This is a genomic window from Bradyrhizobium diversitatis (genome assembly GCF_016031635.1).
Classification (GTDB): domain Bacteria; phylum Pseudomonadota; class Alphaproteobacteria; order Rhizobiales; family Xanthobacteraceae; genus Bradyrhizobium; species Bradyrhizobium diversitatis.
Map to the genome: position 1 here is coordinate 52137 of NZ_JACEGD010000028.1, position 16935 is coordinate 69071.

The 16935-nt window shown below is 65.6% G+C and carries 11 protein-coding genes and 1 riboswitch; of the genes, 3 read left to right on the plus strand and 8 right to left on the minus strand.

Annotated features, from left to right (window positions below; translation table 11 throughout):
- Nucleotides 1-69 precede the first annotated feature (69 nt).
- The 6 genes from H1B27_RS27635 to H1B27_RS27660 all read right to left on the minus strand — a co-directional run bounded on the left by H1B27_RS27635 (nucleotide 70) and on the right by H1B27_RS27660 (nucleotide 10116).
- Nucleotides 70-1752: a long-chain-fatty-acid--CoA ligase gene (locus tag H1B27_RS27635; protein WP_197968262.1), complete on the minus strand. Its 1683-nt coding sequence runs from the start codon at nucleotides 1750-1752 to the stop codon at nucleotides 70-72.
- Nucleotides 1749-3044 carry a class-III pyridoxal-phosphate-dependent aminotransferase gene (locus tag H1B27_RS27640; protein ID WP_197968263.1) on the minus strand — a complete coding sequence of 432 codons (1296 nt, stop codon included), beginning with the start codon at nucleotides 3042-3044 and terminating at the stop codon, nucleotides 1749-1751. The genes H1B27_RS27635 and H1B27_RS27640 overlap by 4 nt, the downstream gene beginning before the upstream one ends.
- A 10-nt stretch (nucleotides 3045-3054) precedes the next feature.
- On the minus strand, nucleotides 3055-4635 hold the full coding sequence (locus tag H1B27_RS27645; RefSeq protein WP_197968264.1) for a hydantoinase B/oxoprolinase family protein: 1581 nt from the start codon (nucleotides 4633-4635) through the stop codon (nucleotides 3055-3057).
- Entirely contained in the window at nucleotides 4632-6641 is a 2010-nt protein-coding gene (locus tag H1B27_RS27650) for a hydantoinase/oxoprolinase family protein (RefSeq protein WP_197968265.1), read from the minus strand. Before H1B27_RS27650 ends, H1B27_RS27645 begins: the two co-directional genes overlap by 4 nt.
- Nucleotides 6642-7065: 424 nt before the next feature.
- Nucleotides 7066-8604, minus strand: coding sequence for a MocR-like pyridoxine biosynthesis transcription factor PdxR (pdxR, locus tag H1B27_RS27655; RefSeq protein WP_197968266.1), 1539 nt, complete (start codon nucleotides 8602-8604; stop codon nucleotides 7066-7068).
- Nucleotides 8605-8682: 78 nt separating this feature from the next.
- Complete coding sequence (locus H1B27_RS27660; protein WP_061883203.1) at nucleotides 8683-10116, minus strand: NAD-dependent succinate-semialdehyde dehydrogenase; 1434 nt, start codon at nucleotides 10114-10116, stop codon at nucleotides 8683-8685.
- Nucleotides 10117-10432: 316 nt separating this feature from the next.
- On the opposite strand from H1B27_RS27660, the gene H1B27_RS27665 reads away from it, so the two are divergent.
- The 3 genes from H1B27_RS27665 to H1B27_RS27675 all read left to right on the plus strand — a co-directional run bounded on the left by H1B27_RS27665 (nucleotide 10433) and on the right by H1B27_RS27675 (nucleotide 12792).
- Entirely contained in the window at nucleotides 10433-11209 is a 777-nt protein-coding gene (locus tag H1B27_RS27665; protein ID WP_246515742.1) for an AraC family transcriptional regulator, read from the plus strand.
- A 107-nt stretch (nucleotides 11210-11316) separates the two neighbouring features.
- Nucleotides 11317-12006, plus strand: coding sequence for an O-methyltransferase (locus H1B27_RS27670; protein ID WP_197968268.1), 690 nt, complete (start codon nucleotides 11317-11319; stop codon nucleotides 12004-12006).
- A gap of 36 nt (nucleotides 12007-12042) precedes the next feature.
- The gene (locus H1B27_RS27675) at nucleotides 12043-12792 is read left to right on the plus strand and encodes a siderophore-interacting protein (protein WP_246515744.1); all 750 of its coding nucleotides are present in this window, start codon (nucleotides 12043-12045) and stop codon (nucleotides 12790-12792) included.
- Here H1B27_RS27675 and H1B27_RS27680 read toward each other — a convergent pair.
- Nucleotides 12759-14207, minus strand: a complete 1449-nt coding sequence (locus tag H1B27_RS27680) for a PepSY domain-containing protein (RefSeq protein WP_197968269.1) — start codon at nucleotides 14205-14207, stop codon at nucleotides 12759-12761. The two genes, H1B27_RS27675 and H1B27_RS27680, sit on opposite strands and share 34 nt — an antisense overlap.
- 12 nt (nucleotides 14208-14219) lie before the next feature.
- On the minus strand, nucleotides 14220-16577 hold the full coding sequence (locus H1B27_RS27685) for a TonB-dependent receptor (protein WP_197968270.1): 2358 nt from the start codon (nucleotides 16575-16577) through the stop codon (nucleotides 14220-14222).
- A gap of 117 nt (nucleotides 16578-16694) precedes the next feature.
- Nucleotides 16695-16897, minus strand: a riboswitch (cobalamin riboswitch).
- Nucleotides 16898-16935 lie beyond the last annotated feature (38 nt).

A 16935-nucleotide genomic window follows, 5' to 3' on the forward strand; every position in this document is an offset into this window, starting at 1 on the left:
GGATCGCAGCTTCAAGGGCGTAGCGGCAGCATAGCGCCGCCTTGCGTCCGTTTTCCAGCCAAGCAGATTTCATGCCGTTCGCCCCCATTCGGCATCCTGCAACAGCCGCCAGTTGATCTTGTTGCTTGCGGTGCGCGGCAGCTGGTCGACGAAGACGACCGCGCGCGGCGCCTTGTAGCTCGCCATCGCGCCACGCGCCCAGCCAACGATGTCATCGGGCGATGTCGTTGCCCGCGCCGCCTCGTCCAGCACGACAAGCGCCTTGACGGTCTCGCCGCGGTAATCGTCCGGCGCCGAGATGACGCAGCACTCCCGGATCGCGCGGTTCTGATACATCGCGGCCTCGACCTCGGCCGGCCAGACCTTGAAGCCGCTGACATTGATCATCCGCTTGAGGCGATCGACGGCGAAGAAATAGCCTTCGGCATCGCGATAGCCGAGATCGCCCGTACGCAGGAACCGCTTGCCGTCAAGTTCGATGAAGGCCTCTGCATTCGCCTGCGGCCTGTTCCAGTACCCCTGCAACACCTGCGGTCCGTGCACGACGATTTCGCCGACCACGTTGTCGCCGAGCTCGATCAGGCTCTCGGGATCGACGACCCTTGCGTCGGTCTCCTGCACAGCGATGCCGAGGCACTGCCGCTTGGGCGCCGCCATCGGATTGAGATGGGTCGGCGACATCGTCTCGGTCATGCCGTAGCCCTCGACGAAATCGAGACCGAACCGCCCCTTGAGCCGCTCAGCGATCGCGGTCGGCATCGCCGCGCCGCCTCCGGTCAGAACCTTGAGCTTCGCAAAGCATTTGTCGCGAAACCGCGCGCTGGCGAGCACGTCGACGATCATGGTCGGCGCGGCGTTCCAGAACGTCACGCCATGGGTCTCAAACAGATCCGGCAACAGATCCTTGTCCCAGCGCGCCATCAGGAGCAGCGTGGCCCCGGTGACCATCGCCGCATTCATCGAGCCCTGCATGCCCGCAACATGGAACAAAGGCATGAAGCCGGTCATCACGTCGCTGCCATCGAGCTGATACCAGCGCGCCTGCAACACGGCGGTGAACAGCGCGCTGCGATGTGTGTGCATGCACGCCTTGGGCTTGCCCGTGGTACCCGAGGTGTAGGGCAGGATCATGAGATCGTCCCGCCCCGCGGTCATCATGCCCGGCTTCAAGCCTTGCGCGATCGCGGACGACCAGGAATGCCAGCCCGGCGATGACGGCACCTCCGCCGGCGCTTCCGTCACGCATGATGGCAGCGTATAGGGCGTCGCGGCTGGAATCTCGTCGCGATACTGCGCGACAATCGCATGCCTGATGGCCTCGCCCAGCAGCGGGGCAAACACATCGCTCAGTTCGCTCCCGATGATCGCGACCTTGGCCCCGCTGTCCACGGCGAGATACGCGATCTCGGCGGTCTTGTTCATGGGATTGACGGGTACGATCACGGCGTCCGCCCGCATCACCGCGTAATAGGCGATGACATATTGCGGCGAGTTCTGCAGCGCGATCATGACGCGGTCGCCGCGCTTGACGCCGCAGGCGCCCTGCAGGAAGCCGGCCATGGCATCGACACGGTCGCGCAGCTCGGCGTAGCTCAGGCTTGCGCCGTAAAACACCGTCGCCGGATGCGACGGCCGTTCACTTGCTGCACGCGCCAGCGCGTCGTAGAGCGTTCCCTCCGGCATCGCGAGATGCCAGGGTTCATCCGCCGGCCAGGCCGGCGACCGGCGTGGCGTTGCGTGATCCGCGCTCACCCGTGTTCCTCGTCGGCGATATCGAGACCGTGATCGAGCGCATCCAGAAGCTGGTCAGCCTCGTGCTCGGAAATGACCAGCGGCGGCGCCAGGAACAGCGAGGTCTGCTCGCCGCTGGTGCCGATCACCGCACCGGCTTCCAGCGCCCGCTCCGCGACGCGCGAGGCGATCGGCACCTCCGCGGTGTCGGCATGCCAGGTCCGCCAGTCCGGCCCGTGCAGCTCCACCGTCCAGTGCAGCCCCTGCCCCGCGACGCGCTGCACGCTCGGATGCTTCTGCGCGATCGCGAGCAGGCGGCGGATGAACAGCTTCTCGAGCTGCTGCACACGCTCCAGAATCCCGTCCTCGGTGACAACGTTCAGATAGGCGCTGACGGCCGCCATGCTGATGGGATGGCCGCGCAGCGTGCCATAGTTCTGCCAGCTCGTCCCCTTGAGCCGCTCGACGATGTCCTTGGACACCACGACCGCTGCCACCGCTGCGGCGCCGCCGCCGAGCGACTTGCCAAGCGTGACGATGTCCGGGCGGCTTTGCGCGCCCTGGAACGCGAACCAGCGGCCCGCGCGCCCGGCGCCGGTGACGACCTCGTCGGCGATCCAGTAGGAGCCCGCCTGCCGCGCGCAGCGCGCCACTTCATCCTGATATTCGCCGTCGTAATAGATGCCGCCCTGGGTGTAGTCGATGATGGTTGCCGCCGTGTCCGAGAGCAGGCGCGTGGCGTCCGCGAGATACTCGCTCGGCGGCGTATTGTTGGCCGGCGCGCCGTAGATCGCCCCATCCGGGGCCGGCAGGATCCGCACCGGCGCCATCGGCGCCGGCAGCTTCGAACCACCGGCATGCACGGCGAGCCCGCCATGCCATTGCGGCTGCACCGTCATGCTGCGCGACAGGCCGGTGATGCCATGATAGGCGCGTTCGCGCGTCGCCAATGCGGACCGCTGCGTCAGCGCCTGACAGAGCGACAACGCCATGTCGTTGGCCTCGCTGCCGCTGATGCAGAAGCGAACCGCGCCGACCCAGTCCTCCTCGCCTTTGAAAGCTGTCGCCATCAGATCGTCCGCGGCCTGCTCGCGGCCGATCCAGGTCCAGCCCTCGTTGACGACGGGCGTATCCGCCGCGCGGCGGATCGCCTCCACCATCGCGGGGTGCCGATGGCCGAGACCCCCGCCGGTGTTGCTACCGTCGATGAGCTTGCGGCCATCGGACAGGTGAAAGTAGACGCCCTCGCCGCCGACCACGGCCATCGGGGCGGCCTCGCCCGCATTCAGCCCGGTTCGCAACAATCTGCTCATCGCCATCTCCTCACTCTGCAGCCGCGGCGCCATAGCCACCGCCGCCGCACATCTCGATCGTGACGAGATCGTCTTGCTGCAACACCAGGTTGGACTTGCCGTCGATCGCGACGTTCGCGCCGTGCCTGACCAGCGAGATACGGCACGCCTTGCCGGATTCGCCGCCCTGCATGCCCCAGGGCGCAATCACCATCCGTTCGATGCAAGTGGTCAGGTGCATCGACGGTGCGAGGATGCGGTAGGTGCGGACCGAGCCGTCGCCCCCGCGGTGCGCCCCCCCGCCGCCGGATTGTCGGCGGATGGCCTGCTGCTCCAGCCGGATGGCGTAATTCGCTTCGATCACCTCGACCGGCGTGTTCGAGGTGTTGGACAGATGCACCCGGGTTGCCGACATGCCGGCCCGATCATGGCGCGCGCCTTCGCCGCCACCGTGGACCTCGTAGAGCATCTTCCAGGAGCCGTTCGGCCGCGGCTCGGCAAAGAACAGCACGCCCGCCGTGGTCGCCCCGCCGGCCGACAGGCGTTCGGGGATGGTGTCCTGCATGGCCCGAAAGATCGCATCGACGATGCGCATGGACGTTTCATGGTTGCCGGCCGCGACGGATGCCGACCAGCCGGGCTCCAGGATCGAGCCCGGGCGCGTGATGATGGTCAGTGGCCTGAGCGCGCCGGCGTTCTGCTGCATGTCGCGCCCGCTCATGATGCGCGCGGCATAGGCGACGGCCGAGCGCGCCATGAATGGTGTCGTGTTGCAGAAGTTCGAGACGCGGTCGCAGCTGCCGGAGAGGTCGAACGTCGCCTCGTCGCCGCGAATGGTGATCTTCACATGGATGCGTGCCGGCGCGTTGTTGTCGCTGCCGTCGTCGAGGTAATCCTCGCCCTCATAGACGCCGTCCGGAAGGTCGCGCAGCGCCGCGCGCATCTCGATCTCGGAGAGATCGTGCAGGCGCGACTGCGCCGCCATGAAGACGGCCTTGCCGTGCTCGCGGCAAAGCTCGACGATGCGCCGCTCGCCGGCCTTGGTCGCGGCGATCTGGGCGAGGAGGTCGCCTTCGCAGGATTCGGAGTCGCGAACATTGGCCTTGAGCAGCTGCACGATCGGCGCATTGACGCCGGCCGCGGTCGCGATCAGCACCGGCGGAATCCGCATCGCCTCCTGGAAGGTGTCGATTGCCTTGGCAAAATAACTGCCGGGCCAGGTGCCGCCGATATCGGGCCAGTGCGCAAGGCTGACCGCGAACGCCACGATGTCGCCGTCGACGAAGACGGGCCGCACGACCTTGACGTCGTTGAGATGATTGCCGCCGAGCGCGCCGACGTTGTAGATCACGACGTCGCCGTCGTTCAGGCTGTCACGCGGCACCACCTTCAGCAATTCGGGGATGGTGTAGGCCATCGCGCCGAGGTGGATCGGGATGTCGCGCCCCTGCCCGACCAGACCGCCGTGGCCGTCGGTGATCGCCGACGACAGGTCGCCGGCCTCGCGCAAGAGCGGCGAGCGCGCCGAGCGCGTCATCACCAGGCTCATCTCCTCGGCTGCGGCCGAGAGACCGTGCCTGATGACCTCGACGACGAACGGGTCGAGCTTCATGCCTCCCTCCGCGTCAGGAACAGATTGCCAGATACATCAGGCTTTGCCTGCCAGCCCGGCGGCACCACCACGGTGGACCATGCGTCTTCGATGATAGCCGGACCGTTGACGGTCTCAGTGAGCGAGGCGCGGTCGATGATTGCGGTCGGAATGTCATGGAAGCCGTCGAACGAGCAGCTGCGCGTGCCCGTAGACACCGCCCTCACTGCCGTCGCGGGCCGGCTGACGACCGTCGTCGACGGGCGGCGCGCCTGCACCCGCACGGATTCGATGACGCAGGGCTCACTGGTCGCATAGCCGAACAACTCGTGATGCCGCGTCAGGAAATCCTGCTTCAGCCTGGCGACATCGAGCGGCAGTGTGAACGGCACCGGAATGGCGTCGTTCTGCGCCGCATAGCGCATCAAGGCCACCAGCTCGACCTGGATCTCCGCCTTCGCAACTCCGTTTGCGAGAAGCGGCGCCGAGGCATCGGCAATCAGGGCCTCGATCCGTTCCGAGACGCGTGCGAGGTCGATGCCGTCGAGGGCGGCGCGAAGGGTCTGCTGCTGCAGGAAGCTGAAATCGGCGGTTAGACAGCCCAGCGCCGAGAAGGCGCTGGATGCACTGGGCACGACGACCTCCGCGATCCCGTAGAGATCGGCGAGGCCCGCGGCATGCATCGGGCCGCCGCCGCCGAAGGCGAGCAGCGTGCAATCGCGTCCGTCGATGCCGCGTTCGACCGTGACGCGGCGAAGCGCGCGGGCCATGGTCGCGTTCGCGACCTTGATGATGCCGAGCGCCGTCTCCGTCAGGCTCAGTCCGAGCGCGCCCGCGATCGGCGCGATGACGCGCCTGGCTGCCTCGATGTCGATGCCAATACGGTCACCAAGCTTGGTCTCGGGATTGAGATAGCCGAGCACGGCGTTGGCGTCGGTGATGGTCGGCTCCGTGCCGCCGCGGCCGTAGCAGGCCGGCCCCGGCTCGGAGCCGGCGCTCTCCGGCCCGACCGTCAGGCCGCCGGGACCGTTGCGCACGATCGATCCGCCGCCGGCGCCGATCGAATGCACCGCGAGCATCGGCTGGCGTAGCGGCTTGTCGCCGAGCATGCGGCCGTCGGTCATCTCGGCTTGGCCGTCGACGATCAGGCACACGTCGGTCGTGGTGCCGCCCATGTCGAACGTCAGCATCCGCGAGGTGCCGAGCTGGCGCGCGATGCTGACCGACGCAGAGACGCCGGCCGCCGGTCCCGACATCGCCATCACCAGCGGCCGCCGCTTCACTGCCGAAATCGGGATCATGGCGCCGGCGGAATGAAACACCTGCAATCCCGGCCCGATCGGCAGCCGCTGCTCCAGTTCGCTCAGATACTCGACCGCGATCGGCATCGCGGCCGCGTTGAACACGGTCGCCGAAGTCCGCTCGTACTCGCGTGCCTCGGGGTTGACCTCGTGCGATAGCGAGACATGGGTGACGACCTCCTTGAGTCGCTCGCCGAGCATCTTCTCGTGGACGGGATTGGCATAGGCGTGAAGCAAGGCCACCGCGACACTTTGCACGCCGGTGTCTTTCAGCCAGGCCAGCAGACGCTCGATCTCCGCTTGCTCCAGCGCCTTCAGCACCCGGCCCTCGTGATCGAGGCGCTCGGCAAGCCCGAAGCAGCGTTCAGGCGGCACCAGGGGCGGCGATTTCGGCGGAATGTCGAGCCGATAGAGATCGCGGCGGCGATAGCGCGCGATCTCGAGCACGTCAGCAAAGCCTTCGGTCGCGACCAGCGCGACCTTCGGCAGCCGGTTCTCGACGATCGCGTTGGTGACGCGCGTGGTGCCATGGACGAAGCGCTTGACCTCGCTCTTGCTTAGGCCCACCGCCTCGATCGCCTCCAGCATGGCCTGAACCGGCGCCTGCGGTCGCGACGGCACTTTCGCGATCCGGGCCTCAGCGGAATCGCGCCTGATGGCGATGATATCGGTGAAGGTGCCACCGATATCGGTGCCGACTTCCCAGTGACTTTCAAAAGAGCTCATGTTGCGTCAGCTACGCGTGGCGTCCGAACTGGACGCCGGGCCCTTCCCGTCCATCGCAAACTCGAATGCCGAACCGAGAGCGCTCATTTTGCATCCCCTGTCATGCCACCGTCAGGGAGCGTGCGACAGAGCGGTGGCCTTCCGACAGGGCCAGAGTTGTCGCAATTCGCTGGGCCAGCAGGCCCATGGCGCAGCGCGCCACAGTACCGGATGCACGTTTTGGTGCAGCAGTGCCTGCAGAGACAGCACGCGAACGCGCGCTGTTCCACGCCGGAAACGCGCAACGCACCACAGATTTCTCTGAGCAAATCGCGATGTCTATTGCACTGCAGTCCGAGCGACCAAGTTCACCTGTCTAATTTGCAGGCGATGAATCGGCAGCGTGGGCGTTCCGGATGCCTATGAGCTATGCACCGCAGTCGGCTCAGCCTCCCCTTATTGTACGATCAGTGAGAGAGCGACTTGGCGGGTCGGATGGTGCGTCGCGAGAGGCGCCGCCGATGCAGGCTGCAATTCTTGCAAGCAGCGGAGCAGCATCCTCGACGCGCAACCGCCCGTAGCCGAACACCAGGCCTTGCCGCGTCGGCAGCTCCAGGAAATTCTGCGACAATGGCTGCACGTGGATGCCGGCCTGCTTCAGGACCGCGGCCGCCTCCCGATCGCTCATCCGCGCCTGCATTGCGTCGGTGAACAACGCCACTAGGTGCAGGCCGGTGACGGCGGAGGACACGGTCAGACCATCCGGCATCAGCGCTCCGATCGCCTCGATCAGCGCCTTTCGCCGGGCAGCGTAGACCCGCCGCATTGCGCGCAGATGCCGCAGCAGATGGCCTTCCCGCATGAATTCGGCCAAGGCGAGCTGCCCGATGCCGGATGTATGCACGTCGATGCGCGCGCGGCCCTTGGCGAACCCTTCGATGAAATGCTTGTTCGCAACGAGGTATCCGAGCCGCAGGTTCGGCATCATGATCTTCGAGAAGGTGCCGAAATAGATCACCCGGCCCTCGCGATCGAGCGAGCGCAGCGAGGCGATCATGCTGTCCTGATGCCTGAACTCCGAATTGTAGTCGTCCTCGATCACCCAGACGTCGTTCTTGTTCGCCCAGTCGAGAAGCTCGAGCCGCCGCTCCAGGCCCATGCTGATCCCGAGCGGATATTGATGCGATGGCGTGACCACGATCAGCCGCGCGCGTGGTGCGCGCCGAATTCCTTCCGAGACGACCAGTCCCTTGTCGTCGACCGGAATCGGAACGATGTTTGCGCCGGCCGCCGTGAGCGCCCATCGCGCCTCGACGAAGCCTGGCTCCTCGACCCAGACCTCGTCGCCGGGATCGAGGATCATCCGGCTGCAGAAATCCAATGCACCCGACGTGCCGGAGGTGACGACGACCTCGTCCGGCGAACAAACGAGACCGCGCACCGAGCTGAGGAAGTTCGCGATCTCGTTCCGCAATCGCGGATGGCCTTCGGGCGGAAGATCGAGGCACTCCTGCTCTCTCGGATTCTGCCAAGCCTGGCGCAGCAGGCGCGACCAATCCTTGAACGGAAAAGTCGAGATGTCGGGCGCGCCCGGAGCGAACACGGACGGCCAGTTGGTCTCGTAGTCGAGACCGAGCAGCGCGCGCCAACGCTCCGACATGTGGGCAGGCTTGCCAGCAGGCGACGCGGGCTCGGCATGCGGGGCCGTAACGGCAGCCACAATGACGCTGCCGCGCGGCGTCGATTCCAGATAGCCCTCGGCGTAGAGCAGATCCCATGCCGTCAGCACCACGGTCCGCGAGCAACCCAGTTCGCGCGCGATCTCGCGCGAACCGAGAAATTGCGTTCCTGAGGGAAAGGCGCCGCACAGAATGCCGTCACGGATATGCTTCGCGATCTGCAAGTGCAGCGGCACCGCGGAGGTCCGGTCGATATGGATCCCGGCAAGGGATACACGCTTGCTCGGATGACGGCTGTTGTTCATGTCTCGCCTGCCGGGCAACGCAGGTTCTGCCCGCCGTCATTCCGGGGGCGCGCCCCGGAATGACAGCGCGACTTTTCCTTACGCGCTCGCCTGGGTCACGAACTTCGTGTTGAGATAGCCCTCGATCGCCTCGAGGCCGCCTTCGGAGCCGTAGCCGGAATCCTTGATGCCGCCGAACGGCACTTCGGGCAATGCGAGGCCGTGATGGTTGATCGACACCATACCGCTCTCGATGTCGGCACCGATGGCCTGCATCGTCTTGGTCGAGGTGGTGTAGGCATAGGCCGCCAGGCCATATGGCAGGCGGTTGGCCTCAGCCACCACCTCGTCATAGCTGCGGAACGAGGTGATCGGCGCCAGCGGGCCGAACGGCTCCTCGTTCATGATGCGGGCATCGCGCGGCACGTCGGTGAGCACCGTCGGCTCGAAGAAGAAGCCTTCATTGCCGATGCGCTTGCCGCCGGCCTTGACCTTGGCGCCGCGCTGGACCGCGTCCGAGACGAGGCCCTCCATGGCGTCGACGCGTCGCGGATTCGCCAGCGGTCCCATGCGCGTGTCCTTGTCGAGGCCATTGCCGACTTTGAGGCTCTTGGCCGCCGCTACGAACTTGTCGACGAAGGGCTCGTAGACGCTCTCATGCACCAGGAAGCGCGTCGGCGAGACGCAGACCTGGCCGGCGTTGCGGAACTTGTTAGCCGACAGAATTTTTGCGGCGTTGTCGAGGTCCGCGTCCGCGAACACGATCGCCGGCGCATGGCCGCCGAGCTCCATGGTGACGCGCTTCATGTGCAAGCCCGCGAGCGCAGCCAGATGCTTGCCGACGGCGGTCGAGCCGGTGAAGCTGATCTTGCGGATGATCGGATGCGGAATGAGATATTCCGACACTTCCGCCGGCACACCGAACACCAGCTGCACGACGCCGGCCGGAATGCCGGCATCGGCATAGGCGCGCACCAACTCCATGCAGCTCGCAGGCGTCTCTTCCGGGCCCTTGACGATGATCGAGCAGCCGGCGGCCAGCGCAGCCGAGATCTTGCGCACCGCCTGGTTGATCGGGAAATTCCAGGGCGTGAAGGCGGCGACCGGGCCGACCGGCTCCTTGGTCACGAGCTGGGTAACGTTGCCCATCCGCGGCGGCACGATGCGGCCATAGGCGCGACGCGCCTCTTCCGCGAACCAGTCGATGAGGTCGCCGGCCAGCATGGTCTCGCCCTGCGCTTCCACCACCGGCTTGCCTTGTTCCATGGTCATCACGGGCGCGATCTCGGCGGCGCGCGAGCGGATGATGTCGGCGGCCTTGCGCATCAGCTTGTACCGGTCGAACGGCGAGGTCTTGCGCCAGGTCTCGAAGCCGGCCTTGGCCGCCTCCAGCGCGCGGTCGAGGTCTGCGCGCGAGGCATGCGGGGTCTTGCCGATCGGCTGGCCGGTGGCGGGATTGAGGATGTCCTCCGACTTGCCGGACGAACCATCGGTCCACTCGCCGGCGATGAACATCTGAACTTTCGGGTACATCCGTGCTGCCTCCTGCATGATTTTCAGTCTTCGACGGGTTGGCGCCGCCATCTCGAGCCGGCGCAGAGCTACACCGAAAGACAGCCGACGAAAAGAGATCCGTGATGCTGCCGCGGCGCATCACTGACCTTCCCGGGCACCGTCTCGTGGAGGCGAATCCACGGTTAGAACCGATCGAGATTGGGGCGGCGCGCATTGCAAGTCTCGCCCGCGGGCCAGATATTGCCGGGAGCCAGTCAATCGCATCCAAATCGGTCATCCGCACACCATGCCCTTCTTCCGGCTCGACGACGGCGACCTTCGTCCCGATGAATCCATGGATTTCAACCCGGAGGACGTGCCGCGCGCCATCGCAGCCTTCGGCGGCGAGATGGTCACGAAGGGCACGGAGGTGGCCATGCACGCCCATAGCAAGGACGAGCTCGTCCTGGCCCGGCGCGGCATCGTCAGGCTGGAAGCCGGGCGAAACATGTGGATCGTGCCGCCGCGCTGCGCGGTCTGGATTCCCGGCCATGTTGCGCATGGCGTGAGCGTCGCTGGAAATGTCGAGGTCTATTGCCTGTTCCTCGAGCCGAATGCGGCACCGGCGCTGCCTCGGCAATGCTGCACGCTGACGATCTCCCCCTTGCTGGAACGTCTGCTGGTCCATGCCACGCACATGCCGGCCCTTTACGACCTCGACGGACCAGACGGGCGGATCGCGGCAGTGCTGCTGGATCAGCTCTCGCTGGCGCCTGTCGAAGAGCTGCGTTTTCCCATGCCAGCCGATTCCAGGCTGCGCAGCATCGCGAGCGCGATGATGGCCGACCCTTCCGACCGCGCAACAATCGAGGACTGGGGCCGGCGCATGGCCGTCGCTCCAAGGACCCTCACCCGCATCCTGCAACGCGAGACCGGCATGAGCTTCGGCCGCTGGCGCCAGCAGCTCCACATCCTGATTGCGCTTCAGCGCCTCGACCAGGGAGCGTCGGTGCACGCTGTGGCGCTCGATCTCGGCTATGAGGGCGCGAGCGCCTTCGTCACCATGTTCCGCAAAGCCCTGGGCAAGCCGCCCGCGCGATACCTCGCCGAGCGCCGCGTCCTGACGCACTGACCGGAAATCGCAATCGATTGTCAGGTTCACGGAATGCGGCCGGCAGCCCGATTCCGTATTCAGGCTCCAAGGTCCGTCCGCGGGCGCATTTTCCGGAGCCGAGAAACATGGATTCCCTCAGCCAAGGCCTTGTCGCCGACGTTCTCCTTCGTCTTCATCGGGAAGCGGAGGCGGCCGATGCGCCGCTGATGCAAGCCATGGGCGAAGCAACCGATCAGCAGGGCGCCATCAGCCACTTCATCGAAGCCGAGACCAGGGATCTCACGGGGGTCTATCGCGGGCTCGCGGACAATTTTCTGAATGTCTCGCCCGAGTTCGGACGGTTTCTCTACCTCTGCGCCCGCGCCTGCAAGGCGACCCGCATCGTGGAGTTCGGCTCTTCGATGGGGATTTCCGCCATCTACATGGCCGCCGCCTTGCGCGACATGAGCGGCGGCCGCCTGATCGGGACCGATCTCGAGTCCGCCAAGATCGCGCGTGCACGCGCCAACCTCGCTGCCGCAGGGCTCGACGACCTGATCGAATTTCGCGTCGGCGATGCATGCGAGACCCTCAAGGCCGGCATCGGCGGCGAGATCGACATGGTGATGCTCGACGGCGCGTTCACGCTCTATCTTCCCATCCTGAAGCTACTCGAGCCCCACCTGAAGTGCGGCGCGGTGATCATTGGCGAGAACGCGTTTGCGGAAGGCGCGGGCTATCTCGACTACGTCCGCGATCCCCAGAACGGCTATCTCTCGCTGCCGCTGCCGTTCAATCCGGGGCGCGGCAACGAACTGACCATCAGGACCAGGTAGTCCCGGCGACCGCTGAGAAATGATTGGAGCCACGCTTTGAACGAGCCCGACCAACCCCGGATGTCCGAGCCATCGAAGCCGCCGCAGGGGCGGGTCACGCGCATATTGCTGCAATGGCTGATGCGCCCTGCGCGCATCGCCGGGATCGAGGTGCTCTCGCCCCGCTTTCGGTCGATCGCGCTCGAGGGCGACGCACTCAAGGACCGCGCGTGGACCGTGGGTCAGAAGATCCAGGTCGCGATGGGATCCGGCCTGAGCGCGCGAACCTACACGCCGATGTCGTGGGACGCGGAGAAAGGACGCACGACATTGCTGGCTTTCGCGCACGGCAGCGGTCCTGGCAGCCGATGGGCAAGCAGCTTGCAGGAAGGCGACATGTGCTGGCTCTTCGGCCCGCGCCGCTCACTCGAACCTTCCGCGGGAGAACCGCCCATAGTCTTGTTCGGCGATGAAACCTCATTCGGCCTTGCTTCGGCCCTCCGGGAGAGCCGACAGGCGGGCGGCACAATCCACGTGTTCGAAGTTTCGGATGCCGCCGAAGCAAGTCCCGTTCTGGCGGCGATCGGTCTCGCCAGCGCGACACTGATCGCGCGCAGCGCCGAGGATGCCCATCTCGCAGCCGTCGAGGCCGAACTGCTGCGCTTTTCCGCAAGCGCGCATTTCGTCCTGACCGGCAAGGCTTCGTCGATCCAGCGTATCAGCCGGGCCCTGAAAGCGGCCGGCGTCGCAACATCGCGGATGAGGACCAAGGCCTATTGGGCGCCGGGCAAGACAGGGTTGGATTGACGCAAACGCCGCCAGCCGATGACGATGCCCGTGATCGAGAATGCCAGCCCGAGTGCGCAGAGCCCAACGACCAGGACGTCACGCATACGCGGGCTTGCCATGAGAGCGGGGAAGTCCAGCGTATGCAACGCGCTGTAGACCCAGCGATAGGCCCGCCGCGAGGCATCCAACCGTTGCAGCACGCGGCCTTCCGCGCCATCGATGTCGAACCAGAGTTCGCCACAGCGCAATCGATAGACAGGTGAACCCGGGAAGGCTGATTGCACGTTGTAAGAATCGTCATCGGCGACGACGGACGGTGCGTCGCAGCGCGGGGCGAGGCGCGCCGTCAATGCCGACAGCTCGCGCGCGCTGAGAAACCCCGTCGGCTCATCGTGCGGCAGATCCCCTGCCCTGATCAATCTCTGACCGCCAAGCCCGACCCGGTCGCGCCGATAGACAGTGCCGTTGAAGCCGAACCATTCGACCTCGCGGGCCGAGGAAAATATTGACTGGCGATCGAGCGACGCGGCCTCCCTCCAGTCCGGCGCGCCATTGATCACGCCGGCCTCGGCCGGGGTCAACTGCCCGCGCGAGAACAGCCGCCCGTGATCCATCGAGAGCCAGCCGCTGAAGATCCAGCTCAGCACGAAGACCATCGCCGCAAGCCCAATGAGGTGGTGCAGGGCATGCCAGCCACGATAGGGTGAGGAGATCAGGCGTCCTCGAATCTTCACCCGCGCGATCCCGAGCACCGCACCAAGCAATGCTGCGATCAATGCGAGCAGCGACAAGGTCCAGACCACCCCATCCCACAGCGCCCAGTTGCTTCGCAGAACCGTGGGATAGATCCAGTGCAGAACACTGCCGGCCCAATTCCAGGCGCGCTCGCTGCGCGTCGTGTCAAGCACCACCTCGCCGGTCGATGACGAGACATAGACCTCCGTCCCGGCGGCATCGCCGAGGGCAGCGCGGAACAACGGCCGGTGGCGATCGAATCCATTCGGCACGCTCCATTGATCGTAGTCAGAATGCCCGGTGATCGTGGCACGTGCTGCGTCGAGTCCACGCTGACGGGCGTGAGCTCGCACGATGGCGAGCGCGGCATCGGCGGAGATCACCGATGCGTCCTGCCCGCCGGAGGCGCGCACCGCTCGGGAACGCGTCGGTCCCGACGCGATGTAGACCGGTCCGTCAATCCGCTGGATCAGCCGCACGCGCGTGGCATCCGCGATCCCGCTCGCGGCCACGGCGTCTCCGACCGAAATCCTGATCTCGCCGCGATCCACCGGCACGAGCCCGGCAAACCGCTCCGCTTCCGTCAGCGACGGAAACGGAACGAAGTGCATCACGATCCCGGTCGCGAACCACATCGCGAACAGGAGGCAGAACGCGATCCCGAGCCAGCGGTGCGAGAGGACGATCGCGCCCATCATGCGTTCAGCGTCCTACCATTTGAACGCGGCCGAGATCTCGTAGGTGCGCGGCGCGCCCAGCAGGATCTGGTCGGGGTAGAACGGATCGCCCCAGATCGCATAGCGCTTGTCGGTGATGTTGCGGATGCGGAAGGTCAGGCGGGCCCGGTCCACCGCATTGAACACCGTCTTGGGAATGTCGACGAAGGCATAGACGTCGGCCACCGTGTACGCCTTCATCGTCACGACATTGGCATCGGTGTTGTAGCGGTCGCCGACATGGCGGCCGGTGATGCCGAGTTCCACCGGCCAGGGCGTGAAGAACCGATACGACGCGCCGGCGTTGGCCACGATACGCGGCACGTTCGGCGGTGTGTTGCCGGAGAACGAGCCGCCGACGAAATCGTAGTCGGCATAGCGCGCGTCGACATAGGCGATGTTGCCCCACAGCCGAAGCGGCTCGATCGGCCGCACCGCCGCAGCAAGCTCGACGCCCTTCGACTCCTGTCGTCCCGCAATGTTGAGCTGCATGCCGCCGGCCGCCGCGTAGACGTTCTTGCGCAGGATGTCGTAGGCCGAGAACGACCATTCCGCCCTGTTGTCCCAGAACAGATGCTTGACACCGGTCTCGTAGGTGCGCGCGGTCGTCAGGTCGAGCGGCTGGGTGGGTGCGAGCAGGAAGATGTTGTTGGCGGCGATATCGGCGCCGGTGGCGTATTGACTGAAGAAGGTCAGGCCGGGAACGGCCTCCCAGGTGTAGCCGATGCGGCCCGTCACCGGCGCCCAGTCTTGCGTGAACGGGAAGCCTGCCTTCTCCTGCCCGCTCACATTGGTCGAATTGCGGTCGAGCCCGATATGCTCGATGCGGAGGCCGCCGACCAGCGCGAAGCTGCGCGTGAGCTTCAGCCGGTCCTCGAACGAGAGCGCTTCGTTGTCGATGCGCGCGGTCTGCTGCTGGGTCGTGAGCAGGCCGTAGTAGCCGCGGTTGGGATCGACCAGCGAAACGGAATCGCCTGGAAAATTTGCCGCGCCCGGCCTGACGAAATCGAGATAGCTTGTCGACAAGGTCGTGACCAGCCGGTTGTCGAAGCCTGCGATATTCGCGTCCCAGGTCAGGTCGGTGATGTTGCCGACCAGGCGCTGGCTATGCGCGACATAGAAGCGCTCGCGATCGACCAGGTTCGTGGTGGAGTTGAACGCCTCGATCTCGTTGTTGAACCAGCTCCGTTCTGCACCGTAGCCATAGGCCTGGCTCTTCAGCGACAGGTCAGGCGCCAATTTCAGCTCGAAGCCGCCGCGCAGCCACACTTCCTGGGCGACATTCCGGTTATCGAGAACATTGTAATTGGTGTTGAAGGTGCGGTCGTCGATGGTGACGGCACCGAGATTCGTCCCGTTGTAGTTCGAGACGTAGTTGCCGGAGACGATCCCCGTCGTTGCATGCGAGCCGCTGAAGGCGACCGGCACCAGCGGTGCGCCCCAATAGGCCTTGGAGCGATCCTCGCGGTACTCGATAGCGCCCCAGATCTTGAGACTATCGGAGATGCGGTAGTCGAGCTGGCCGGACGTGTCGAACATCTTGACGTTGGTGTCGTCGGCAAAGCCGTTGAGCGTGGAACGGCTGATGTCGAAGCGATAGTCGAGGCCCTGCACATTGGTGCTGCCGCCCGAGCCGTAATGGGCGCGGAATGAGTTGAGCGAGTCCCAGGAAAACTCGGCTTCGTTCCGGATCAGCCCGGTGTGTGGCTGCTTGGTGACGAAGTTGATGGCGCCGCCGGCGGCGCCCTCGCCTGACATCACCGAGGCCGGGCCTTTGACGAACTCCACGGCCTCGAGATTGGCGGTGTCGGTGATCCGCGAGGTCATGTTCTGCGGGCCGATCTTGATGCCGTTGTAGAGCGTATTGATCTGGCTGTTGGTGAAGCCGCGCATGGAGAATGCCGCGGGCTCGGCCGGATTGTCGCCGGAGGTGACGCCGACGGCACCCTGCGCCACCTCTGAGACCGTTCGATAGCCCTGCTCGCGCATGGTCTGGGCGGAGATCACCTCGACCGTCGCCGGCGTCTCACGTACGGTCAGGCCGAGCCGCGAGGCGCTTTCGGCGACCACATTGCTGTTGAGCGGCGTCTCTGCTGTCGCGGCCGGCGCGCTGGGCTTGGGCGGAGCCGATGCGGTCGCTGGCCGGCGCGCAGTTGCACGGCGCGCGCGTTGCGCTTCACGGTTGGCCGGCTTGGCCTGCCTGCCGGTTTCAGCAGGCGAGACCTCGACCGGCGGCAGGGGTTCGCGGACCTGCTGCGCCAGGGCGGCAGGCCTATCGGCGATGACAAACGACGTGAACGCAGCGGAGGCGAGCAGGAAGCGGCTCGACCGTAAGATACTGATGGAAGACACGATACGAAACCTCGGTATGACGTCAGTGGCACGTCACAGCGAACGAGGTTTCATCCGTTGGCCTTTCGGACCCTCCGATGAAGCCGAATGTCTGTACTCCCCGACCGACATCTTCGCGTGTGACCACGGCTGACGGCAGGTCTCCTGGCTCGCGGGTCGTGACCGCTTCGTCGCCTTCCCGGGACCGAGGACCCAGTGGCTTGTGACGAAGGATTCACCGCTTACAGTTGCGGGGGCAGCCGCGGCATTGGGGACAAGTTTCCCCGCACCGCATTCCCTTTTCATTCCCTCTCGGGGAAACCGTCGCGATCATCTAGGATTACCATCATGACAGAGTCAATGCGCCAGTTGCGGCGTT